The organism is Rhodococcus sp. LB1, assembly GCF_001583455.1.
GTDB classification, from domain to species: Bacteria; Actinomycetota; Actinomycetes; order Mycobacteriales; family Mycobacteriaceae; genus Rhodococcus_F; species Rhodococcus_F opacus.
Window position 1 is genome coordinate 56,836 of the sequence record NZ_LTCZ01000417.1, and the last position, 23,779, is coordinate 80,614.

Consider the following 23,779-nt stretch of genomic DNA (forward strand, 5'->3'; position numbering starts at 1 on the left):
CGACGCCACGTCTCCGGCACACACCGAAGGATTCCGATGAGTACAGATGACATAAAGGGCCCCGTCGACGCGACCCGCATCCCGCGCTACGCCGAACCCAGCACGTTCGCCCGCCTCCCCCGGCTCGACGAGGTGTCCCGCGCCGACGTCACGGTGATGGGCGTCCCGTTCGACTCCGGCGTGAGCTACCGTCCGGGCGCACGCTTCGGCCCCGGCCACATCCGCGCCGCGTCGAAGCTTCTGCGTCCGTACAACCCCGCGCTCGACGTGCACCCCTTCGCGGCGCAACAGGTCGCCGACTTCGGCGACATCGGCGTCAACCCGTTCGACATCCAGGAGGCCCTGGCCACCGTCGACGGCGCCGTCACCGACCTGCGCAAGGACGGCTCGACCGTGCTGACGCTCGGCGGCGACCACACCATCGCCCTGCCGATCCTGCGGTCCCTCGCGCGCGACCACGGTCCCATTGCCGTCCTGCACTTCGACGCGCACCTCGACACGTGGGACACCTACTTCGGTGCCCCCTACACGCACGGCACCCCGTTCCGGCGGGCCAGCGAGGAGGGGCTCATCGACCTCGAGCGTTCGCAGCACATCGGCATCCGTGGCCCGCTGTACAGCAAGAAGGACCTCGAGGACGACGCTGTTCTCGGTTTCCAGGTCATCCGCTCCGACGACTACGAGGTGGACGGCGTCGCCAGCATCGTCGAACGGATGCGTCGACGGCTCGACGGCGGACCGGTCTACGTGTCCGTGGACATCGACGTCCTCGATCCCGCGCACGCGCCGGGCACCGGAACACCCGAGGCCGGCGGCATGACGTCCCGCGAGTTGCTGAACACCCTGCGCGGACTCGTCGGCCTGAACGTGGTCGGCGCCGACATCGTGGAGGTCGCGCCCGCATACGACCACGCCGAGATCACCGGCATCGCGGCAGCGCACGTTGCGTACGAGTTGCTGTCGGTGCTCGCGATCAACGCGTCGTCGGCCCCGGGCCGCGCCGCGCGTGGCGAGACGCTCCGGCAGGCGGCGTTCGTGACGAAGTGACGTCCGTTGCCACGTGCGGGAAGCGGGAAGACGTTACCCTCGGGCGCATGGCTATCGGGGTGAAGGTCCGAAGGTTCTCCAAGATCGCACCACTACTGCTCGCCGGTGCGCTCGCGGCCGCGGTGCCGGGGCATGCCGCCGCCGAACCTGTCAGAGGTCCGGACGTGGCCTCGTGGCAACACCCGGGCGGGTCGCCGATCGACTGGTTCGCCGTCCGCAACGCCGGCCACGACTTTTCGATGGTCAAGGCCACCGAGAGTCTCAATTACGTCAATCCGTTCTTCGTCCAGGACTGCCTCGCCATGCGCGTGGCCGGCGTTGCCCGCGGCGCGTACCACTACGCCGACCCCACCCAGTCGCCGGAAGCGCAGGCCGCGTTCTACTCGACGGTGGTGCTGGGAATCAACGGTCCGGGTGACATGCCTCCGGTCCTCGACCTCGAGCAATCCGGTGGGCTGCCGCCCGCGGCGTTGATCGACTGGACGCACCGCTACCTCAACACGGTCCAATCGCTCACCGGACGTCAGCCGATCATCTACACGTACCCGAACTTCTGGCGGACGGCGATGGCGAACACCAACGAGTTCGCCGGATACCCGCTGTGGATCGCCGACTACAACGGTCAGAACACGCCCGGCCCCCTCCCCGGCGGCTGGAGCAACTGGACGTTCTGGCAGTACACCAGCACCGGTCGTATCGCCGGCGTCAACGGCGACGTCGACCTCAACGTCTACAGCGGGGCGCAGGGCGACTTCGCGCGGTACTCCAACAGCGCATCCCCCTTCGGAAGCTGACGCCGACGGGCACGATCAATCCCGGCACACCGGATTTCCGGGGAACGCCGTGACGCCGACTCGGCAGCCGACGTCGGTCACGGCGTTCAGCCGCTCGACCGGCTCCTGAATCTCGAGCGCCGGCACGAGGCCGTCGGTCAGGAGTGCATTCTTGGTCGTCGGCGTCGTGGCCCGCTCGTCCAGCGTTCCGCGCACCCGCGCGAAGTTGACCAGTTCGTCGTACACCATCGACAGGGCCGCCTCGGTGGTCCGGTCTTCCGGGTGCAGGCCGGCGAAATCCACGCCCGTCTCGTATTCGTGGCGGACGGCGTGCGGACCCTGGTCGCAGGTGGGCTGGTTCAGATCGATCCGAAAGTCCGGCCCGGCCGGGCCCGGCGGTGTGATCGTGCCGGCGTCGGTGCAGACATGGTGCGAGATGCGATCGCCGAGTGCGTGAATGTAGATGCCGGTCCGCGCATTCCAGGAGTTCTCGCCGATCCAGGAGTCGAACTGTGACGACAGGACCGTGTCGGAGATGACCTGCTGCCCGGTCATGTTGGTGAACGGGATGGCGGCCGGAGTCTCCAGGCTGTAGGTGCCGTTGATCTGCACGGGATTCGCATCGCCGTAACACGTTGCGCCCGTGGCATAGTCGCCGTTCTCCGAGGGGTTCGTGAAACCTCCCGTGCACAACGGTGCGCCACTTCCCGGCCCGGCCAGGGCCCAAGTCCGCAGGTGCGTGAGCATGACTTCGTGCCGGGGATCGTCGACATCCGGTTGCAGGCCGTTGGGCAGGGGATCCACCGGTCCGCGCAGCGTGGGCAGGAAGTGGAAGAGGAACCCGCCGGTGGCGAAGTGGGTGCGTACCAGTCCGCTGATGTCCTTGGTGGTCAGTGCGCCGGCGTCGGGGACGAGTCGGCCGAAGATGTCGCGTGGGGCGAACGTGCCGAGGTCGGTCGCTTCGTCGTACGCCGCGATCCAGTAGGCATCCTGCTCGGAGAAGCCGACGGTGCGGGCGATGATGTACGTCGAGTCCGAATGCACGAGACTCCGTCCGCCGAGCGGGCGGCGCAACGTGAACCCGTAGCGGAGGAACGCCTCGGCGCCGCAGATCGGCGAGTTGGGATCGTCGAGTAGGCATTCGGGTGGCAGCGGAGCGCAGTTGTGCGGTGGTGCACCGTCCTCGGTGTAGCAAATATCCTCGGCGAATCCGTACACCGGTGGCGGTGACACGACGAAGGCGGCGGCGGTAAGCGTCAGCGCCACGATGGTTCCACCGACTCTTCGAGTGAATCTTCTCATCGAGGTGCACCTTTCGGTGTGGCCGAGTAGATCAACATTAACACCGGGGAACAGGCAGGATGCTCGGTTCTCGCAGGCGCCGAAATCAGTACGAGAACCCCAGTCTTCACCTGGTGAGGATCCCGGCGACCAGATTGATCGTCGTCGCGAGGATGACTGCACCGAAAACGTAGGACAACAGGCAGTGCCGGAGCGCGACCGCCCGAATCTCCGGGCTCGAGACGTCGGTATCGGATACCTGGTAGGTCATCCCGAGGTTGTAACTGAAGTAAAAGAAGTCGCGAAACGCGGGCGGGGCGGTGGAATTGAAATCTATACCACCCGTTGACTTTTCGGGACTAGATCCCTCGTAGTACAGAAAGGCGTATCGGGCCGCGTACATCAGATGCAGGGAAGCCCACGCCAGGAATACCCCGATCAGAGCCACGGCGGCGTGCGCGGTTCCCGCCGAGGATCCGCCCGCCACCTGAAGTGCGACGATTCCTCCGAGACCTCCCGAAGCCGCTGTCACCACGACCAATTCGTCGACTATCGGACGAAAATCCTCGCGTCCCACGTTGCGGCGAGTCGCCGCCGCATCCATCGGCCACAACACCGCCCAACCGGATACGACGAACACGGCGGCAGCGGCGGCGATGCCGACGAGAGCCCCCAACGCGGCTGTGATCACCAGGCCGCCGATGAAGCCCGCCGCGACACCGACCACCACCGCGGCGGCCACTCTCGGGATGGCGGAGGTCGGGAGAGGTACGTGCAATGCCTATGCCTCTTGCAGGAGGCGTCGAGGCCGGTGCGGCATCACCCGTGACGGGATCGGGTGAGCCGTCACCATCGGCGCTCCCCACGCCGGGTGGCGACGTTCAGGTCATCGCACGATTGCGGAGTCATGTGTGACCTCCTGAGTGTTGACACGGGGCGCCCGCGAGGGCAGACGGCAGGCCAGGGCGTACCAGCGACGTATTCCGAGCAGTCTATCCCGCCCACCGCTGTGATCGGACGGCGTTACCGTGATCAGTGAGCTCGATTGTGGGCGAACGTATTCGATCCACGACGGGCCGACGATGCCTTGGGGATTGCCCGAATCGGACGAGGAAGTGGAGAGGAGTACCAACTCCCTTTCCACTTTCAATTTATAGCGCACCGGGGGGCTTGCGGCAAGGCCCGGGTGGTGCCGCACAATTACCGGCCGAAGCCAGAACCTGCGGAAATGGGGGTCGCGAATTGCGTGTGTTGTTGTCGACGTATGGGTCACGTGGGGATGTCGAACCGTTGGTGGGACTCGTGGTGCGGTTGCGGGAACTCGGCGCGGAGGTGCGGGTGTGCGCGCCGCCGGACGAGGACTTCGCGCAGCGGCTGGCCGGGGTCGGTGTGTCGATGGTGCCCGTCGGCCGGTCGGCGCGCGCGCTGACGACTGCGGCGCCGTCGGCGACGGACCTGCCCCGGCGCGCGGCCGAGCTGATCGCCGGCCAGTTCGACGCAGTCACCGCGGCGGCCGAGGGATGCGACGCGTTGGTGGCGACCGGCGCGATGCCGGCCGCGGCCGGAGCACTGTCGGTCGCCGAGAAGCTGGGCATCCGTTCCGTGTCCGTGACGTTCCAGCAGCTCACCCTGCCGTCGCCGCATCGGCGGCCGCTGGCATATCCGGGCCGGGCGTTCCCGCCGGACGTGACGGACAACCGGGTGCTGTGGGACCTGGACGCTCAGAGCATCGATGCGCTGTTCGGTGAGGCGCTCGACACCAACCGGGCGTCGATCGGCCTGCCCCCGGTGGACAACGTTCGCGACTACGTCATCGGCGACCGGCCGTGGCTGGCGACGGACCCGACCCTGGACCCGTGGCAGGAGACGCCGGACCTCGACGTCGTGCAGACCGGCGCATGGATCCTGCCCGATGACCGCCCACTCCCGGCCGACGTGGTGGCGTTCCTGGACGCAGGCACACCACCGGTGTTCGTGGGCTTCGGCAGCATGCCCTTGCACGCGGCGACGGACGCCGCCCAGGTGGCCATCGAGGCGATCCGCGCGCAGGGCCGCCGCGCACTCGTCGGGCGCGGCTGGGCCGACCTGGCCCTGATCGACGACGTCGACGATTGCTTCGTCGTCGGCGAGGTCAACCAGCAGGCATTGTTCGGCCGGGTGGCCGCCGTCGTGCACCACGGCGGCGCGGGGACGACGACGACGGCCACCCGGGCCGGCGCACCTCAGGTGGTGGTGCCGCAGGCGGCGGACCAGCCGTACTGGGCCGGCCGGGTGGCCGACTTGGGCATCGGCGCGGCGCACGACGGTCCGGTTCCGACCGTCGAGTCCCTGTCGACCGCGCTCACGACGGCCCTGACCCCCGCGACCGGAGCACGAGCGGCTGCCGTGGCGGGCACGATCCGTACCGACGGGGCAGCGGTCGCCGCAACGTTGCTGCTCGACACGATCGCCCGAACCTCAGATCGGAGCTGATGACATGAAAAATCTGACTACCAGTGCGTTCGACCTTCCCGACCACCTCGCACCCAAGGCTGACCCGGCGCTGATCGCCGACGACGAGCTGCACTTCGCGGCCATCGCGGAAAGCCTCGAGCAGTCGATCGCCGACCTCGACCACCGCATCGACACCGAACGCAAGGCGCCCCGCCGGCTGGGCCAGGAGGCGATGGAGCGGGACATGATGGTCCACCGGCTGAACGCCGAGCTGCGTGCCCTGCGCCGCTACGGGTTGGACCTGTGCCTCGGGCACTTCGTCAGCGCGGACAACCCCGAGCCCGTGTACGTGGGACGACTCGGCCTCATGGACCGGGCGGGCAATCAACTGCTCGTCGACTGGCGCTCCCCCGTGGCCGAGCCGTTCTTCGGTGCGACCCACGGCAATCCGATGGGCCTGGCCCGCCGCCGCAGGTATCGCTGGAACCGCGGCCGGGTCAGCGACTACTGGGACGAGGTGTTCACCCCGGACGGGTTCGCGGGGAACGCCGCGCTCGACGACCAGTCCGCGTTCATCGCCAGCCTGGGCGCCAACCGGTCGGCCCGGATGCGGGACGTGCTCGGCACCATCCAGGCCGACCAGGACGCCATCATCCGCGCGGGATCGCGTGGCGCCCTCGTCGTCGACGGCGGGCCGGGTACGGGCAAGACCGTCGTCGCGCTGCACCGCGCCGCGTATCTGCTCTACTCCGACCCCCGACTCCGTCACGGCGTGCTGTTCGTCGGTCCGCACGAGCCCTACCTGGCCTACGTCGCCGATGTCCTGCCCAGCCTCGGAGAAGAGGGCGTGCAGCTCTGCACCCTGAAGGACCTCGTCGCCGAGGGCGCCACCGCGAAGGTCGAAACCGACCCCGACGTGGCCCGCCTGAAGTCGTCCGCGGATCTCGTGAAGGCCATCGACGCGGCGGTCACGTTCTACGAGGAGCCGCCCACCGAGGGCATGACGGTCGCGACCGAGTGGTGCGACATCTGGCTGAGCGCCGACGACTGGACCGAGGCATTCGAAGCGCCGGAACCCGGTACCCCGCACAACGAGGCGCGCGAGCAGATCTGGGAGCTGCTGCTCACGATCCTGATCGACAAGTACGACGGTGACGTTGCGGTGGCCCAGCTCCGGAAGTCGTTGCAGCAGAACGACGAATTACGCACGATCCTCGACAACGCGTGGACCCTGATCGAGGCGGCCGACCTCGTTGCCGACCTGTGGTCGGTGCCCGCCTACCTGCGCAAGTGCGCTCCCTGGCTCAGCCCCGACGACGTTCGTAAGCTGCAACGCCCGGACGCCCAACGCTGGACGGTGTCCGACCTGCCGCTGCTGGACGCAGCACGGCAGCGGCTCGGCGACCCGGAGGAATCACGACGCCGGCGTCGCCACGACGCCGCCGTCGCCGCCGAACGCGAGCAGCGGTCCAAGGTCATCGACGACCTGATCGCAGCGGATGCCTACGACGACGGTGAAAGTTTGATGACACAGCTGCGGCAGAAGGACCTGCAGGAAATGCTGGTCGACGAAGCTGCGATGTCCAGCACCGACCCCGACCTGCTCGACCGCACGTTCGCGCACGTCGTCGTGGACGAAGCGCAGGAACTGACGGACGCCGAGTGGCAGATGTTGTTGCTGCGCTGCCCGTCTCGGAGCTTCACCATCGTCGGCGACCGGGCACAGGCCCGGCACGGGTTCACGGAGTCGTGGCAGGAACGGCTCGAGCGGATCGGGCTCGACCGGATCGAGCTGGCCTCGCTGACCGTCAACTACCGGACGCCGAAAGAGGTCATGGCAGAAGCCGAGCCGGTCATCCGAGCCGTCCTCCCGGACGCCAACGTGCCGACCTCCATCCGCAGCAACGACATCCCCGTCCTACACGGATCTGCTTCGGATCTGCACTCGATCCTCGACACCTGGCTCGAAACGAACTCCGACGGGATCGCCTGCGTCATCGGCGATCCGACGTTCCGGGCAACATCCCGCATCCGGTCGCTGACCCCGGAGCTGTCGAAGGGGCTCGAGTTCGACCTCGTCGTCCTCGTCGACCCGGACACCTTCGGCACGGGGATCGAAGGGGCCGTCGACCGCTACGTCGCCATGACCCGGGCGACCCAGCAACTCGTCATCCTCACGAGTACGTGACGTGGACCGACGCTCTCTGAGGCCGCGATCATGGCCGGCTGAAGGAGTCCAAGGCGGCCACCAGCGCGGAGCTGAACCCACCTCCACCGTGGCCGGCATCGTCAACCACGACGAGTCGACTCTCCGGCCAGGCCCGCGAGAGCTTCCAGGCCGTGTCCAACGGTCCCGAGACATCGAAGCGGCCGTGGACCAGAACTGCCGGGATACCTGCCAGACGGCTCATTCCGTCCAGTATCTGGTTCGGAACGAGGAAGCACTTGTGGCTCCAGTAGTGCGTCACCAATCTGGCGAAGATCATCCGGAACGTTGCGTCCTCGTATCGGGGGCTCGGAGCCCATCCCGGCATCAACGACACGTGGGTGTCCTCCCACGCACACCACCTCCTCGCCGCCTCCTCGCGCACTGCCGCGTCGGGGTCGGCGAGGAGGCGCGCATACGCGGCCGCCAGATCCCCGTGCCGTTCGCCGACCGGCACGGGAGCGATGAACTCCTCCCACTCCCTGGGGAAGATCCGACCCATGTCACGGGTGATCCAGTCGATCTCGGTTCGGGTTCCCGACGTGATCGCTCCGAGCGCCATCGCGAGAACACGCTCCGGATGTCGTTGGGCGTAGACCAAACCCAAGGTCACACCCCAGGACACCCCGGCCACTACCCAACACCTGATCCCCAGATGCGCACGCAGACGTTCGATGTCCTCCGTCAAATGTGTTGTGGTGTTGGTCGATAGGTCGGTGTCGGGACCGGTGGCCAGTGGGCGGCTCCGCCCGCATCCGCGTTGGTCGAACAACACCGCACGAAAAGCATTCGGGTCGAAGAAGCGGCGTGCACCGGGCGTGCACCCAGATCCCGGCCCCCCGTGCAGATACAGCACCGGCGTCCCCTCGGGGTTTCCGACGGTCTCCCAGTACAGGGTATGGCCGTCGGAGACATCGAGAAACCCGGCTTCGTACGGTTCCACCGCCGGATAAAGTGCGCCACTCACACACTCAGCTTCGCATCCTGCACCGAAGGGCGGACCGCGAATCAGTTGTTCCCGGTCTTGGTGCTAGCCACCGCCAAGTGTCGCCTGAGACGATTGCAGGTGCCCTTCGAGAGGAGACGAACTATGACAGCGTCCGATCCACAGGTCACCACCCGCGAGCAGTGGCTCATCGCGCGGCGCGAGTTACTCGCACAGGAGAAGGAGCTGACCCGCCACCGCGATCGGGTGAACGCCGCCCGGCGCGCGCTACCGATGGTCGAAATCGCCAAGAATTACGTTTTCGACGGCCCCGACGGCAGGACCGGACTTGCAGATCTGTTCGACGGTCGCAGTCAACTCCTGATCTACCACTTCATGTTCGAACCCGACGCCGACGAAGGATGCCCCTCCTGCTCGTTCACGATGGACAACGTCGGCAACCTCGAGCACCTGTACGCCCGGGACACCTCGTTCGCGGCCGTGTCACGCGCACCGCTGAATAAACTCGAGCAGTACCGCCGGCGCATGGGCTGGACCTTCCCCTGGTACTCCTCGCACGGCAGCGACTTCAACTACGACTTCCACGTCACCCTCGACACGTCGGTCGCACCGGTCGAATACAACTACAAGGACGAAGCCGAGCTCGTGCGGTTGGACCCCGCATGGAAGGGCTGGTGCGGCGAAGAGCACGGCGTCAGTGCTTTCCTCCGGCAGGGTGAGCGCATCTTCCACACCTACTCCGGTTACGCGCGCTCCACCGAGATTCTGCTCGGCACCTACCACTGGCTCGACCTCACCGCGCGCGGCCGCCAGGAAGACTGGGAACCAGAACCCCGCCGCGGCGACGACCCCTTCATGAGTTGGCTGCGCCGCCACGACGAATACGAACCAGACGTCATTTCAGGAGCGAAGATCCCCGACTGACCGCCTTGGTTACATCAGTTCGAGTCCCGTTGCCTGCAATTCGAGATAGTCGCGCACCAACAGGTGAGAACACGGCGCGGACACCGCGGTCCAGGGCGTGTGTTTGGGTAATTGCAGTGTCAACGATTCGGGCACCGCTTCGCGACACCTGATGACCGCCCGGAGTTGCGGCGTCAGGGAATTCCACCACGCGTCCAGCACATACCTGCACTGGGAGAGGTATTCGGAGAGCGGCCCCTGGAGAACCGCCATCTGCGGTACCGAATCAGCTCCACCACTGATCCCCGCGACGCAGGAGTGCCCACACACGGCCATCACCTGCCCGATGAACTGCGGCGGCATGATGCCTTCGGGGTTTCGCAGCAGAGCGAGGCGCGCGCCGGCGGAAAGGGCTCCATATGCCACTTCGGGGTCGATTGCCTCGTCACCCATGTCACGAACGTACCCGGCTGTGGTCGTCTCCTATCAGGAACAGCAATATGTAATCGGCCTGAGCGCCGGCGCGGCCACGTCAGTGTCGTCGGATCACTTTCGTCTCCGGCGCGGCTCGGGTTCGCGTTCGGCTTCCGATCCGCCGAGGAACTCACCGAGCGTTTCCCCCACGGCCTCGAGTGCACCCTTGGTCTTGGACTTCGTGCTGCCGCTGCCCTTCACATCGGAAACGAGGTCGGTCAGGCCCTTCGGTTCGCTGCCGATCTCCAGTCGGTTCACCGCCTCGGCGAAGCGCAGGTAGGTGTCGACACTGGCGACCACGACGCGGGCGTCGATGGTGAGCAGTTCGATACCGACCAGTGAGACCCGCACGTAGGCGTCGATGACCAGGCCCTTGTCCAAGATGGTGTCGATGACATCGGCCAGGCTGCTGGAACTCGGGCCGCCGCCTGCTGTGGTCATCGCTGTGCTCCTCGCTTTCGACTACCGGAGGTCTTCGCCGGGGTGCTTCGTTTGCGGGGAGGTCGCCGCGCCGGTCGTTCCTCGTCCTCCTCCTCGTCCTCGGCCTCCGCTGACGCCTCGTCGTCGACGTCGTCCGACGGCGGTGCCTTCTTCGGTCGTTTCCTGCGTCCCAGCGCGCCCACCATGCCCACGGTGTCGTCCGCGAGTTTGCGCACTGTGCCCACGGTGTCGTCGGCGGCTTCCTCCACGGTGTCCACGGTGTCGTCGGTGACGTCTCCGGCCATGCCCGCGGTGTCCTCGACCAGGTCTTCGGCGGTCTCCAGGACCGCATCGCTGCCGGAGAGCAGCCGATTGTTGAGTGCGTCGACTCGGGCGGTGACGGCGGTCATGGCCGCCACTTTCACGGCGTCGAGGAGTTGGCCACGCACCGATTCACTGAGCTCGGCGAATTCGGGCGAGGTCTGCAGCAGTTTTGCGGCCCGGTCCACCATCTCCTGGGGTCCGCCTGCGAGGCGACCGGCACCCACCGCCGCGAGCAGCAGTCCCAGTTTCTTCCGGTGCGCTCGGCCCAGCCAATAGCCCACGACCACCGCTGCCGCGACTTGCAATCGGGTCATCATCGTCGACTCCCTTCACCCGCATCGGCCATCATCGGTCGACGCCGAGCGTCCGGAACTGGCTGCCCGGCGTACCTCCAGATCGGCATGCCCGGTGCGAACCAACCCCGAATCCGACTACCCGCAACAGCCGGCCGTCAATCGGTCGAAGACCGCAATGGGCTGAAGAAAATTCGGTCTCGGCCACGGACCGTCGCCGACTCGGGGTCGACTACGAATGCTGTCATGCACCAGTAACTTTGGGTGACCGTGTGCCGTCCACCATCTCTCCCGTCCGGCTGCCCGATCGGCGGCGTCGGGTTCGTCCGCGGTCCAGCGTGTTCAGGATCGCCGCCGCGGTGGACGCGATCGTCCGGTCGCCGTCATGGGTCAGCCCGTCGAGTGCCCGCCGCGCCGCCGTGCCGGGAATCTCGGCAAGGGCCTGCGTGATCCGCAACCGCGTGGGCGCGTCGTCGGCGTCGTCGAGCGTGTCCTGCAGGGCCCGGACGATGTCGTCGGCCGAGGGTGAGACCGTCGTCAGAAGGCCCAGCACTTCGGCGGCCTCGACATCGCGCCGCCCCTCGACGACCAGCTCGATCAGGGCGGGTATCGAGTCGACGTTTCCGCGAGAGCCGAGAGCGAGGGCTGCGTACCCGCGGACCGTGGCGTCCGGATCATCGAGGGCTCGTCTCAGATGTGCCGTTGCCTCCGCGGTGTGGATTGCCGCTATCGCGGCAGTGGCGCGACGCCGGACGTCGGCCTCCTCAGCGTCGAGACCGTCGGCCAGATCCGCGAGTCCCGGGCCGGCGACCCGCGCCAACGACCATTGCAGTGCTCCGGCCACATTCGGGTCGTCCTCCGACAAAATGGCTTCGACCAGCACTTCGACGGGCAGCGACGCCGTCCCGTTCTGAGACAGGATCGCTTGTTGACGACGGGCCGCGGATTCCGACTCGAGCGCACGCAGCAGACTGACGATCCGCAGGACATCGTCCCACTCCGCCGGCGAGGCGGCGTCGACGCGTTCGAGTTTGCCGAGCAGTTCCTCCTCGGCAGCGATCCGCCGGCGCGTGTGGCGGATGAGGTCTCCGACCAGATCGGCCGGTGCGAAATCGGGCTCGTCCAGTGCCCGCTTGGCCTCGTTCAACGACAGCCCCAGGGTCCTGAGGCTCTCGACGTGGAAGAGCCGTCGGATGTCGTCGGCGGAGTACTCGCGGTAGCCGCCGGACGTTCGGCCCGTGGGCTTCACCAGTCCCAGCCTGTCGTAGTGGCGCAACATCCGCGTGCTGACACCACACCGCCGGGAGACCTCACCGATCAACATCCCATCTCCTCCTGCTACGTGTCCGGACCGGCGACCGCGACGCGCTTCGCCGTCTCGACCGCGAGGGTGAACCCACTGTCGGGGTCGTGGCAGAGTCGCTTCGTCGCATTCGCGTGCGCACGAATGTGCGGGTCGGGACTGGTCCCGGCCGCGTCGAGGACCGGGAGGACCGCGTCCCCGAGTCCCACCAGCGCACGGCTCAGGCTGAGCTGCAGGTGCTGGTCGCCCCGTCCGAGTTCGGTCGCCAGATCGGCCGCGAGTGCAGCCTCGTTGCCGGGCGGCACGAGTGCCACGGCCGCCCGCCACGCACTGCGCGCGACCTCGTCGTGCTCGTCGTGCAGCAGTGCCGACACCGCGGGCCAGGCGAGCCGGTCCCCGATCTTGGACAGGGTGTGCAGCGACTGACTGCGGGCCTCCGCGGAGTCGGACGCGAGCTCTCGGACCAGGCGCGGCACCGTGAGCTCGCTCGGCAGGCGGCACAACGCCCAGGTCAGCATGTCGCGGACGAAGAAATCCGGTTCGACGGCACACCGCTCGACGAGAGTGTCCGTGAGACGGGGATCGGGGTGCGTGCCTGCAGAGAGCGCCGCCCGCAGCCGACCCGACGGGTCGGCTGCGGCCAGAGCGTCGACGAGGTGGGCATGCGGCCCACCGTGGTTGGTTGTGTTCACGACAACCACCTCCTTCGTCGACCATTCGAGTCCTTGTCACTGTGTCAGGGTCAAGTACTCGTTGTCAGGGGGCTGTCGTCTGCCGGTCAGCTCGTCATGCTGGCGAACATGCCGGGCTCGTAGGAACCTGCCGGGTTGCGCACGATCACGTTGATCCGGTTGGCGGCGTTGATCAGGGCGACCAGGGAGACCAGTGCGGCGATCTGGTCGTCGTCGTAGTGCTTGCGCACCTGGGCCCAGGTCTCGTCGGACACGCCGTCGTGGGCGTCGGCGAGCCGGGTACCTTCCTCGCTGAGCGCCAGCGCGGCCCGCTCGGCCTCGGTGAACACGGTGGCCTCGCGCCAGGCTGCGACCAGGTTGAGCCGGACCTGGGTCTCCCCGGCGGCCGTGGCGTCCTTGGTGTGCATGTCGGTGCAGAAGCCGCAGCCGTTGATCTGGCTTGCCCGGATCTCGACCAGGTGCTGGGTGGCCTTCGGCAGCGGCGATTGGTCGATCACCAGGGCGGCATTGGCGAACCGCTTGCCGAACTTCATGGCGATCTCGTTGTCGAACAGGTTGAATCGGGCGTCCATGACTTCGTCCTCACTCGTGGTGTTGTGTTGCTCTGGACGAACATGAGATGCCGGCGACCCGATCCTTGTGACAATCGCGCACGCCGCGACTTCGAAGTCACGTAATTTGGCAGCGGGCACCACGGGTCGGCTGCCGTCTGGTGTCACATAACTGCGGGGCCCGGTGTCTGGTGTGTGACACAGTCGAGAGTGAGAAGGAGCCACCCATGGCCGGCACGTCGCAGACCACGCCCGACGATCGCGGCGGGAGCCAGGACGATCGTTCGGACCCCGCCACCGAGGCGTTCGTCGCCCACCGCAACCTGCTGTTCACCGTTGCCTACGAGATGCTCGGGTCGGCCGCCGACGCGGAAGACATCCTCCAGGAGACCTGGCTGCGGTGGGCGGGCGTCGATCTCGACACGGTCCGCAATCAGCGTGCGTACCTCGTCCGGATCACCACTCGCCAGGCGCTCGTCCGGCTGCGGACACTCAGCAGGCGCAAGGAGTCCTATGTCGGTCCCTGGTTGCCTGAGCCGCTGCTGACCGCGCCGGATGTGGCCGAGGATGTCGAGTTGGCCGACAGCGTCTCGATGGCGATGTTGCTGGTGCTGGAGACGCTCGCGCCGACCGAGCGGGCCGTGTTCGTGCTGCGCGAGGTGTTCGCTCTGGAGTACGGCGAGATCGCGGACGCCGTCGGCAAGAGCCCGGACGCCGTCCGCCAGATCGCGCACCGGGCGCGGGCCCATGTCGCGGCGCGCCGGCCGCGCGGCGTCGTATCCCCGGCCGAGTCCCGAGACGCGCTCGAGGCGTTCCAGCGGGCGCTCGAGACGGGCGATCTGCAGAGCCTGCTCGACCTGCTCGCACCGGACGTCGTCCTCCTGGGTGACGGTGGCGGAGTCAAGCAGGCGGTGCTGCGGCCCATCGTGGGGGCCGACAAGGTGGGTCGCCTGCTGGCGGCCGGCCTGCCCCGGATCGACGGCACGGTGTCGGTCGAGCCGGTGCAGATGAATGGCTCCCCCGCGCTGATCGTCCGGCTCGACGGGGAAATCGACGACGTCGTGGCGGTGCGGATGGACGACGGCATGATCACCGGGCTCTACATCGTGCGCAACCCGGAGAAGCTGTCGCGCGTCGAGCGGGAAACCGCGGTGAGCCGCTGAGTCCGCAAGCCGCCTACCTCGCCTCCGCATGGTGGCGGTCGCGCCACGCTCGCTCCCATTGCCGGGTCAGGGCCGGGTACACGATGAGGTACCGGAAGGGCGCGATGGCGGTCATGTAGAGCCGCCCGAACCATCCGTTGGGCCTGACGAGAACGGCCATCTGCAGCTCGTAATCGCCGTTCGCTCCTGTCGTCCAGCCGAGATGCATCACGGTGTGCACGGTCTTGTTCGCTAGCTCGCGGGCGGCCTCCGTGTCGAGCTCGTACACCGCTGTGAGGGGCATGCCGTCGTCGTCCGGGCCGCGCGGAGCGGCGCGGAGGTCGCTGGGCAGGCGGTCGCGGAGCGAGGCAACCCGCTCACCGACACCGGTTGAGGGATTGTCCCAGCCGAAGAGTGCCCCGAGCTTCCATCGAACGGCGAACAGGAACCGCACCAGCCGGGGCTGCTTCGCGGGTCCGCCCGCGGCTCGCATCGCCGCGAGCATCGTCGGGAAGTCGTCGGGCCCGGCTCCGGGAGTGCGGAACGACCACACGTCCTCGACGTCGAAGTCTCTCGTGAATTCGTGGATGCGCCAGGGCTGCTCGATGTAGGTGGCCTCTGCTATTCGTGGCACTGTCGTCCCCGATCTATACGGCACCGTATATTTGATCTATACGGTACCGTACACATCGAACGCGATCAATGGAGGTGGCCCGATTCCCGCCGTCGCCCGCACGACACGAGCCCGCTGGATAGAGGCGGGCCTCGACGCCCTCGCACGAGGAGGACCCGACGCCGTCCGCGTCGAAACACTCGCCGCCGAGCTCGGCGTGACGAAGGGCGGGTTCTACGGCTACTTCGACGGCCGTCCCGCGTTGCTCACCGAGATGCTCGACGAGTGGGAACGTCGCTGCACCAAAGCCGTTATCGCCCAAGCCGATGCCGAAGGCGGCACCCCCGCCGACAGAATCCGGCGCGTGGGACAACTGACCTACTCGGAGGACTTCCAACGGATCGATCTCGCGATCCGGGCCTGGGCCCACCACGACCGGGCCGTCGCGACGCGCCTGCAGCGCATCGACAACGAGCGGATGGACTTCCTGCGGAAGATGTTCGGCACCTTCGTCGCCGACCCCGACGAGATCGAGGCACGCAGCACCCTCATGTTCGGCCTTGCGATCGGCCGCCACTTCATCGTCGCGGACCACCCCGGGTACACCAAACGCGAAGCCATCCGACTTGCCGGAGAATTCCTCCTGCGCCCCGCCGGTGCGAACGGTTCTGCCGGGTAAGGGTTTCTGCCGGTCGACTCAGCGGAGGTGAGCCGACAACAGCCACGCCGGCAGCATGGACCGGCCCTTCTCGTCGTGCTCCCAGCTGGCGGCCTGTTCCGGGCCGAGCAGCGCGTGGATGAAGGCCGGGCGAATGTCGTCGATGGTCCAGAACTCGGCGACGGCCTCGCGCAGCTCGTCGTCGGTCACCGGGTTCGGTCCTTCGCCCTCGGGGAAGGCGCCCTTCGCGAACACCAGGATGTAGTAGGACGCGCCGGGCGCGGCCGCCCGAGCGACCGCGCGCAGGTAGTCGCGCCGCCGGTCGACGGGAAGGGAATGGAACAGGGTGCTGTCGACGATCGTGGAAAACCGGCCGTCGAAACCCGTGAACGAACTGATGTCCGCCACCTGATACGTGGCCGTCGTCAGTCCACGATCGTCGGCGGCCGCCTGAGCCACCGCGATGGCCGTCGGCGACAGGTCCAGGCCCACCACCGTGTACCCCTGCGCCGCCAGGTGGAGGGACGTCTCGGCATGTCCGCAGCCCGCGTCCAGCACGTCGCTGCGGAACTTGCCCTCCGCGATCAGCCCGGCGATCTCGGGCTGCGGCTCACCGATGTTCCACGGCACCGGTCCCGTAAATACCTCCGCGTCGCCTCGGTAGATGTCGTCCCACGGCGCAACTTGGTTGTCCTCGGTCATGACACCGACGGTACGCCCGCACTACCGTGCCGATGTGGATCTTTTCTCGCGCTCGTGGTCGGCGCTGCGCACGGTGGTCGCCGAACTTCCGGACGAGAACTTCGCACAGCCGTCCGGCTGCACCGGCTGGCTCGTGCGGGATCTGTTGTGCCACCTGATCATCGACGCGCAGGACGTCCTGATCACCCTCGTGACCACAGCCGACACGGAACTGACGCGCGACGCCGTGACCTACTGGGACCTCGCCGACACGCCCCCGACCGGCGACGACCCGCTCGACGCGCTGGTCGTCCGACTGGCCGCCGCGTACCAGGAGCCGCGGCTGCTCAAATACCACTTCGACGACGTCGGCTCCGCTGCCGGCCGCGCCGGCGAACTCGTCGACCCGGACCTGCGGGTCAGCACCCGCGACGAGGTCCTTACCGCAGGTGACTACCTCTCCGCGTACGTCTTGGAATCGACGCTGCACCACCTCGACCTGATCGCCCACCTCCGGGGCGCGGCGGAACCGCCCGCAGAGGGCCTCGCCCGGTCCCGCGACATGCTGGAGAAGATCGCCGGGACCGCCTTCCCCGCCTCGTTCTCCGACAAAGACGCGCTGCTGGTCGGCACCGGGCGGCGGGGCCCGACCGACGCGGAGAAGGCAGATCTCGGCGAGCCGGCGACGAAACTCCCGCTCATCCTCGAATGACTCGGATTACGTCTACCTTTGTGTTGAGTCAGCTGGATCACGCCGTCGGGGCGATATCCTGAGAACCTGTCATCGAGAGGCTGAACGTGCAGATTTCATCGAACATATCGCGGACCGGATGAATCGATCCGGACGATGTCCGATATCGATCCGTTCGAGACCCATCGCGATGTGACCCCGTCAGTCGCGTCGGAACTGGCGGCTGCCGGATTCGACGACGCCCGGGAGATCGGGCGTGGGGGCTTCGGTGTCGTCTACCGGTGCACGCAACCTGCACTCGACCGGACCGTCGCAGTGAAGGTGCTCACCAACGATCTCGCGGAGGAGAACCGGGAGCGCTTCTTTCGCGAACAGAGGGCGATGGGCCGCCTGACCGGCCACCCCAACATCGTCAACGTCCTCCAGGTCGGGGTCACCGACAGCGGACAACCATTCATCGTGATGCCGTACCACCGGCAGGGCTCCCTGGACGAACGTATCCGACGGCACGGCCCGTTAGGTGTGGACGACGTACTGCAGTTAGGGGTGAAACTGGCAGGCGCGTTGGAGGCCGCCCACGGCGAGGACATCGTCCACCGCGACATCAAGCCGGCGAACATTCTCCTCACCGACTATGGCGAGCCGGCGCTCACGGACTTCGGGATCGCGCATATATCCGGCGGGTTCGAGACCGCTGCCGGCATCGTCACCGGTTCACCCGCGTTCACTGCGCCCGAGGTCCTCGGCGGCGCCGCCCCGAGCCCCGCCTCGGATATATACGGACTCGGAGCTACCCTGTTCTGCGCAGTCACCGGCCACGCCGCATTCGAGCGCCGCAGTGGCGAACAGTTGGTCGCCCAATTCATCCGCATCACAAAGGAACCGGCACCGGATCTTCGGGATCACGGCATTGCCGACGATGTCGCTACCGTGATCGAGCAGGCGATGTCCGGCCGCCCCGAGGACCGGCAACCCTCAGCCATGGCGCTGGGCGAGAATCTGCGCGAGATCCGACGTCGCCGCGGGATATCTGCAGACGACATGGCGCTCCACGTGCGACCCGCACCGGAAACAGAACCAGCACCACAGGAGCGGATTCACCCGAACCCTTCCCGCCACGAGCGGGGGAATCTCCCCCTGGAGTTGTCCAGCTTCGTCGGTCGCAGGCACGAACTCGCCGAAGCGAAGAATCTGCTTTCGTCGTCACGCCTGCTGACATTGGCCGGAATCGGCGGAGTCGGGAAAACACGTCTCGCACTTCGGCTTGCAGCGAGCATCCGCCGCGAGTTCGCCGACGGCGCATGGTTCGTCGAGCTCGACGAGGTCGATACCCCGTCCCGCTTGATCGACGTGGTGGCCGCAACCCTCGGTGTGCGGGATCAAACTGACCGGTCGCTACGCGAGATTCTGCTGGACTTCCTGTCGTCGCGAAAACTGTTGCTGATCTTGGACAACTGCGAGCAAGTGGTCGACGCGGTGGCCGACCTCGCGACGGTTCTGCTGCAGCAGAACCCGAATCTGCGCATCCTCGCGACAAGCCGCGAACCCCTTGCAATTGCCGGGGAGGCAACACTGCGCGTGCCCCCACTCACCGTCCCCGACGCCGATCGGGAGCCGTCGCTCCAGGGTCTGCCCCGCTACGATGCCGTGTCGCTGTTCACCGAGCGCGCCACCACCGCGGTCTCGACCTTCGCGTTGACCGATGCCAACAAGTCCGCTGTAGCGCGGATTTGTCACCGGTTGGACGGGTTGCCCCTGCCGATCGAACTGGCGGCGGCGCGGTTGCGTGCGATGTCGCCCGAACAGATCCTGCAACGGCTTTCCGACCGCTATGCGCTGTTGACTCGCGGGAGCCGAGGCGCACCCTCGCGCCAGCAGACGCTTCGGTTGTGCGTCGACTGGAGCTACGACCTGTGCACCCCGCTCGAACAACGGACGTGGGAACGACTTTCGGTATTCACCGGCAGCTTCGAACTGGATGCCGCAGAGCATGTGTGCGGGGAGAACATGTCGCCGGAGGCGTTACTGGACTCGGTGGCATCCCTCGTCGACAAGTCGATCCTGATCCGCGAAGAGCACGGCGTCACGGTCCGCTTCAGGCTGCTCGAGACCCTCCGTGCCTACGGACGAGAAAAGGCCCAGCAGAACGACGACTACCACGACCTGCGCCGGCGGCACCGGGATTGGTACCGCCAGCTGGCTCGCACCGCCGAGGACGAGTTCATCGGTCCCAGGCAGCTCCAGTGGATGGAGCGACTCAGCAGTGAGCAGCCCAATCTGCGGGACGCGATGGATTTCTGCCTCACCGAAAGCGATGCCGACGCCGGTTTACAGATTGCTACACCCTTGTTGCAGCTCTGGGGGTCGCGAGGCCAGCTCAGCGAGGCGAGGCGCTGGCTCGACCAATTCCTGTCACTCTGGAAAGAACGCCCGACCATCACCTACATCCGGGCGCTGTACGCCGACTGCCTGATGTCCGAACAGCAGCAGGACCACCAGCGAGGTGCTGCCCTTGTCGAGCGGGCGCGGATCCTCGCCGATCAGATGACCGACCCGATAGCGCACGCGATCGTCGACCACGCGGACGGCATCGTCGGATTGTTCACCGGCGATCTCACGCGCGCGGCGTCACGTCTGGAGCGGGCACAGCCGGTGTTGCGACAAGCCGAGAACGATCTCGCACTGCGGATCGAGTCACTGACGCTGCTGGGATTGTCGTATCAACTGGCCGACACCGAACCCCACCGGGCTGTCGAATGCTACGAGGAAGTTCTCGCGATCACGGAAGCTCACGGTGAATCCGTCTATCGGTCCTACGCACTGTGGGCCATGGCCGTCGCACAATGGCGACTGGGTGATCAGCGTCGCGCAACCGACCTACTCGAAGAAGGAGTGCGGCTCGCTCGACTCGTCGACGACCCGGTCGGTTGCGCAAATTGCGTCGAAGTACTCGCCTGGATCGCCGGAACCAGTGACCCTCGACGTGCCGGCACGCTGATGGGAGCCGCGGAAGCGCTCGGTCGTGTTGCCGGAAGCCCTTCCGTGTTCGTTCCCGACCTGCTCGTCTATCACGACGAATGCGAGCGGTCCGCCCGCCGGATGCTCACCGAACACGCCTTCGAGGAGGCCCGGCAGCACGGCAGGGCTATGGATCTCACTTCCGCTGCTTCCTACGCGCTCGAGGAGCACCCCCGAAAGCCGACGTCCCCGGGTCCCGCTACCTTGACGAAACGCGAAAAGCAGGTCGCGGAACTGATCGCCGAGGGCCTCACCAACAAGGCGATCGCCGCCCGACTCGTCATCTCACAACGCACCGCTCAGGGACATGTCGAACACATACTCAGCAAACTCGGATTCACCTCGCGAGCACAGGTCGCGGCCTGGGTCGTCGAAGAGAGACAATCGTCGTCGTAATTGCCGCTCGTGGGCCGAAGCCTCCCGGTGTGCAAATCACGACGCCCTCGGGCACGATCTGCGGTACCACCGTCCGCATGGACGACGGACAATTCGTTCTCAAGACCGATGGAGCCGAGGTTACGGCTAAACTCGCCCAGTCGACCGCACTGAAGGCAGTCGCCTCTTGTCCGCCCTAATGCTCGCCGAGGAGGCCGCCGACCTGAAACGCTCACCGCTGGCCACCCGCCGCGCGGTCGCGACGATTCCTGCCGGCAAAACCGTCGACGCATGGAAATCCGAACTGCTCCGTCCCGGCACTAGCAAGCGCTGGCACCCTGGAATGGATCGAGGGGCCGGAGCGTCCTCGCTTGACGCGTCCAGCAACGGTAAAAGGTGCTGTGGTTCAACCTCGAAGCTAAACCACCCGACCTTCATAAGAATCTAGAACTACTCAGCGCCTAGCATTCGGCGCATCTCAAGCCCTAGATTATGGTTGCGGTGTCCCTCGCAAATCATCCGCGACGGATTCTTGGATCCCGCGATGCGATTCAGAAGCGCACAGGCCAAAAGGATAAGACCGGACTCTGCAAGTAGATGGATCTCATAGCCGTCGTATTGCAGTGATGACGCATGTTTCAAGTCACCGTACCGGTCCCAGAACAGCTTTGCCCATCTGACCGGGTCGCCGACGAAGTCGGTGAACGGCTTGCCAACGTGCCTAGCGAGACGCTCGGGCTGAAAGTCTTTGTTTCGGTTGGGAGTTGCCCATGCCGTCTTTTGCTTCTTGTGGTAGTTGACCCAGTACTCGATGCCGACTGCTACATCGTTGAGCCGACTCTCGACAGCCGCGCCTGAACCGATGCGGTAGCGAGACGTTAGTGGTCCCACCGCACGGCCATGAAGTTCGGTCAACGTGACCCATCGCTTCAGTCCGTTGATTCCTCCAATGTTCTCGAGGTAGAACATCGGTATCTCGTTCATCGAGTTCGGTGTATCAACCCCAGCTGGGCATTGCATTAATTGGCTGCTCCACAGCTTGGGTGTCGTGCGCGGGGTAGCGGTGTTTGTCAGATCCAACTCTGCGACTCCGCCATCTGCGGTGACAAAGCCTTCGTACGCGAGGCTGACCAGGTCCTGAATCGTGGTCAACGGCCATAGATGGTCATGCCATGGGAGTGGCTTCGCGGACATCGAGGACACCGAGAAGGGAGTAAAGATCCTCCGGTCGTCGTCCGCTCCGGTGACCGACCAGTGAGTTGAAATGACGAGTTTACGCCCAGCCGACAGCTTCGCTTCTCGGTCCGGCGCCGCTCGAACAGTTGTCGACCAGGACGTTGGTCGGCCGTCGGCACCCACCTCGTGCCGGTGAGTTGCCCCTGACATGCCGGACCACCGAGTTAATCCAGGAAAATAGGCCGTCATACGTCGAATCTTGATACTGCGCAGCTCGTCTACTCGGAAACCCACGACAGCACCGCGTGTCCGATAGTGACGAGTCGATGCCCTTGTCGCACCAACTATGTCCTTGTCGCGCACCCCGACCACATCGAAAAAGATTGAACCCGATTGCTCGGTCGCGGCGACAATAGCTTCCGGTAGTTGTTGCACATTGTTCCAGTCGCGAAGAGTTGCGTTACGCGGCTTCAAAGCGTGAACGGCAAGTACGTCATTCTCTAGCCTTACATATCCCGGCACAAAGTCTTCGCCGAGACGGGTGGACTCAAAGTTCGGCCAAATAGACGCCATTGTCCCAGCCAGCGAGTCTTCAATTAGTTCGTCCACGAGAGCCTTTCAGCATTGAGTTTGCAGCGGGCGGTATGCCGAAACTCGGCCGAGTATGCGGCACTGAACGAGACGGGCTACACCTATCGAGACTGCGGACGGATCGCCGATGGCACGGCAGCCGACGCACGGGTCGCTCGAAGACTGTCGGGTGACGCCGAAAATGCCACGCGGTTCCAGAGAGTGATCTTCCGGATGATGCAACGTTCGCCTTCAGAAGATCGAGCGTTCTGAGCGCGTGTTCACCCCACAACCGCACACGCGTCGAGACATGTCGCGAGGCCAGTTGCGCGATCGATCGCCACTCATCGCCTAGAGCAGATGCGTCCTCCACCGCAGCAACGACATTCCCTGCGATCAACGTCGACGGGTCAGCCATACACTTGGCAACCGCCGTAAGCGAGTTCGGAAGAGCGAGTCCATTCACAGCCCAATTCGTAATCGCCTGTGCCGCCCACCCGAGCATCTCGAACTGATGCTTGACCAGCCGACCCTATTCGATCTGTGCTACCCGCGCGCATTCTTCTTCCCGATCGAATCGGGGACTGACGCGCCCGAAGAAACACTTGGCTGATCGGGTACACCACCCGGTAGTTTTCCCGGCGGGGCTGTAGGCAGGTGCCCGCGGTGGACCCTGAGGTTTGCCCGCCGTGGACGCGCCAGTAGCTGAGGCCGGTGACGAACCCCAAGCACGTCCCCTCGGTGCGGAGCTTATCGATCATCAGGCGCCCGCCGACCAGTTCTTGGGGCGGTTTCCCGCCGACCGGTGCAGCCTTCCCCGCATTCGAAGGGGGTCGGATCAACCGCATTGGCTGGCTACTAACCGTGGACTTCGGTGGTGTCTAGGCTTTGTTGCTCATTCTGCTTCGGCGCTGCCGGCACCCACTCCCGCAGTTGCTGAACCACCGCGCCGTAGAACGCGTCGGTCGACGACGTGACGCTGGTGATGAAGCTCGCCGCGGTGCCCGACCGCCGGCCTCCCATCGGGAAAGTCTGTTCGAGGGAGAAGGACACGATGTCTCCGGAGCGCCCATTGGTCAGTACCTTCGGGTCCGCTCGCACCGTGTCGAGGTGCTCGCAGGCTTCGTTGCCGCGCTCGGAGAATACCGCTTCGACCTGAACGTCGCCGGGTACGTCCTTGAGTTGCCTGAGTAGCCACGACAGCCGGCG

The 23,779-nt window shown here is 66.1% G+C and carries 21 protein-coding genes and 1 pseudogene; 9 read left to right on the forward strand and 13 right to left on the reverse strand.

The window, feature by feature from the left end:
* Nucleotides 1-36 precede the first annotated feature (36 nt).
* A complete protein-coding gene (gene speB / locus AZG88_RS42715; RefSeq protein WP_061043667.1) occupies nt 37-1,047 on the forward strand; it encodes an agmatinase in 1,011 nt (336 codons plus the stop codon).
* 47 nt (nt 1,048-1,094) lie between these two features.
* Nucleotides 1,095-1,841 carry a glycoside hydrolase family 25 protein gene (locus tag AZG88_RS42720; RefSeq protein WP_005249254.1) on the forward strand — a complete coding sequence of 249 codons (747 nt, stop codon included), beginning with the start codon at nt 1,095-1,097 and terminating at the stop codon, nt 1,839-1,841.
* Nucleotides 1,842-1,856: 15 nt separating this feature from the next.
* Here the strand turns inward: AZG88_RS42720 and AZG88_RS42725 are convergent, their stop codons facing one another.
* Both AZG88_RS42725 and AZG88_RS42730 read right to left on the reverse strand, forming a co-directional pair.
* Nucleotides 1,857-3,122 (reverse strand): hypothetical protein, encoded by a 1,266-nt coding sequence (locus AZG88_RS42725; protein ID WP_061043668.1) that lies wholly within the window; start codon nt 3,120-3,122, stop codon nt 1,857-1,859.
* A 106-nt stretch (nt 3,123-3,228) separates the two neighbouring features.
* Entirely contained in the window at nt 3,229-3,879 is a 651-nt protein-coding gene (locus AZG88_RS42730) for a DUF1345 domain-containing protein (protein ID WP_005249256.1), read from the reverse strand.
* Between the two features lie 464 nt (nt 3,880-4,343).
* Between AZG88_RS42730 and AZG88_RS42735 the strand changes: the two genes are divergently transcribed.
* On the forward strand, nt 4,344-5,573 hold the full coding sequence (locus tag AZG88_RS42735; protein WP_082764706.1) for a glycosyltransferase: 1,230 nt from the start codon (nt 4,344-4,346) through the stop codon (nt 5,571-5,573).
* Between the two features lie 4 nt (nt 5,574-5,577).
* Nucleotides 5,578-7,722, forward strand: a complete 2,145-nt coding sequence (helR, locus tag AZG88_RS42740) for an RNA polymerase recycling motor ATPase HelR (RefSeq protein WP_061701119.1) — start codon at nt 5,578-5,580, stop codon at nt 7,720-7,722.
* A 28-nt stretch (nt 7,723-7,750) separates the two neighbouring features.
* Here the strand turns inward: helR and pip are convergent, their stop codons facing one another.
* Nucleotides 7,751-8,707, reverse strand: a complete 957-nt coding sequence (gene pip / locus AZG88_RS42745) for a prolyl aminopeptidase (protein WP_061043670.1) — start codon at nt 8,705-8,707, stop codon at nt 7,751-7,753.
* Between the two features lie 123 nt (nt 8,708-8,830).
* Here pip and AZG88_RS42750 point away from each other — a divergent pair, with 123 nt between their 5' ends.
* Entirely contained in the window at nt 8,831-9,610 is a 780-nt protein-coding gene (locus tag AZG88_RS42750) for a DUF899 domain-containing protein (RefSeq protein ID WP_061043671.1), read from the forward strand.
* A 9-nt stretch (nt 9,611-9,619) separates the two neighbouring features.
* Here AZG88_RS42750 and AZG88_RS42755 read toward each other — a convergent pair whose 3' ends face one another.
* The 6 genes from AZG88_RS42755 to AZG88_RS42780 all read right to left on the reverse strand — a co-directional run bounded on the left by AZG88_RS42755 (nt 9,620) and on the right by AZG88_RS42780 (nt 13,667).
* Nucleotides 9,620-10,042, reverse strand: coding sequence for a hypothetical protein (locus AZG88_RS42755; RefSeq protein WP_005249262.1), 423 nt, complete (start codon nt 10,040-10,042; stop codon nt 9,620-9,622).
* A 93-nt stretch (nt 10,043-10,135) separates the two neighbouring features.
* Complete coding sequence (gene gvpJ, locus AZG88_RS42760; RefSeq protein ID WP_005249263.1) at nt 10,136-10,504, reverse strand: gas vesicle protein GvpJ; 369 nt, start codon at nt 10,502-10,504, stop codon at nt 10,136-10,138.
* Nucleotides 10,501-11,121, reverse strand: coding sequence for a hypothetical protein (locus AZG88_RS42765; protein ID WP_005249264.1), 621 nt, complete (start codon nt 11,119-11,121; stop codon nt 10,501-10,503). Before AZG88_RS42765 ends, gvpJ begins: the two co-directional genes overlap by 4 nt.
* 223 nt (nt 11,122-11,344) lie before the next feature.
* Nucleotides 11,345-12,424, reverse strand: a complete 1,080-nt coding sequence (locus tag AZG88_RS42770; protein WP_061043672.1) for a MerR family transcriptional regulator — start codon at nt 12,422-12,424, stop codon at nt 11,345-11,347.
* 14 nt (nt 12,425-12,438) lie between these two features.
* On the reverse strand, nt 12,439-13,104 hold the full coding sequence (locus tag AZG88_RS42775; protein WP_061043673.1) for a HEAT repeat domain-containing protein: 666 nt from the start codon (nt 13,102-13,104) through the stop codon (nt 12,439-12,441).
* Nucleotides 13,105-13,181: 77 nt separating this feature from the next.
* Entirely contained in the window at nt 13,182-13,667 is a 486-nt protein-coding gene (locus AZG88_RS42780; RefSeq protein WP_061043674.1) for a carboxymuconolactone decarboxylase family protein, read from the reverse strand.
* 206 nt (nt 13,668-13,873) lie between these two features.
* Between AZG88_RS42780 and AZG88_RS42785 the strand changes: the two genes are divergently transcribed.
* Nucleotides 13,874-14,809: an RNA polymerase sigma-70 factor gene (locus AZG88_RS42785; RefSeq protein WP_061043675.1), complete on the forward strand. Its 936-nt coding sequence runs from the start codon at nt 13,874-13,876 to the stop codon at nt 14,807-14,809.
* A gap of 13 nt (nt 14,810-14,822) precedes the next feature.
* Here the strand turns inward: AZG88_RS42785 and AZG88_RS42790 are convergent, their stop codons facing one another.
* Entirely contained in the window at nt 14,823-15,422 is a 600-nt protein-coding gene (locus AZG88_RS42790) for a DUF2867 domain-containing protein (RefSeq protein ID WP_061043676.1), read from the reverse strand.
* Between the two features lie 31 nt (nt 15,423-15,453).
* On the opposite strand from AZG88_RS42790, the gene AZG88_RS42795 reads away from it, so the two are divergent.
* Nucleotides 15,454-16,080: a TetR/AcrR family transcriptional regulator gene (locus tag AZG88_RS42795; RefSeq protein WP_231914401.1), complete on the forward strand. Its 627-nt coding sequence runs from the start codon at nt 15,454-15,456 to the stop codon at nt 16,078-16,080.
* Between the two features lie 18 nt (nt 16,081-16,098).
* Here AZG88_RS42795 and AZG88_RS42800 read toward each other — a convergent pair whose 3' ends face one another.
* Entirely contained in the window at nt 16,099-16,761 is a 663-nt protein-coding gene (locus tag AZG88_RS42800; RefSeq protein WP_061043678.1) for a class I SAM-dependent methyltransferase, read from the reverse strand.
* 34 nt (nt 16,762-16,795) lie between these two features.
* Between AZG88_RS42800 and AZG88_RS42805 the strand changes: the two genes are divergently transcribed.
* Together AZG88_RS42805 and AZG88_RS42810 are read left to right on the forward strand one after the other, a co-directional pair.
* Nucleotides 16,796-17,452: a maleylpyruvate isomerase N-terminal domain-containing protein gene (locus AZG88_RS42805; RefSeq protein WP_061043689.1), complete on the forward strand. Its 657-nt coding sequence runs from the start codon at nt 16,796-16,798 to the stop codon at nt 17,450-17,452.
* A 135-nt stretch (nt 17,453-17,587) separates the two neighbouring features.
* Nucleotides 17,588-20,845: a protein kinase domain-containing protein gene (locus tag AZG88_RS42810; protein ID WP_061043679.1), complete on the forward strand. Its 3,258-nt coding sequence runs from the start codon at nt 17,588-17,590 to the stop codon at nt 20,843-20,845.
* A 429-nt stretch (nt 20,846-21,274) separates the two neighbouring features.
* Here AZG88_RS42810 and AZG88_RS52305 read toward each other — a convergent pair whose 3' ends face one another.
* Together AZG88_RS52305 and AZG88_RS42820 are read right to left on the reverse strand one after the other, a co-directional pair.
* Nucleotides 21,275-22,609, reverse strand: coding sequence for a HEPN domain-containing protein (locus AZG88_RS52305; protein WP_156517753.1), 1,335 nt, complete (start codon nt 22,607-22,609; stop codon nt 21,275-21,277).
* 819 nt (nt 22,610-23,428) lie between these two features.
* A pseudogene (locus tag AZG88_RS42820) lies at nt 23,429-23,779 on the reverse strand (TerD family protein); the annotation flags it as partial.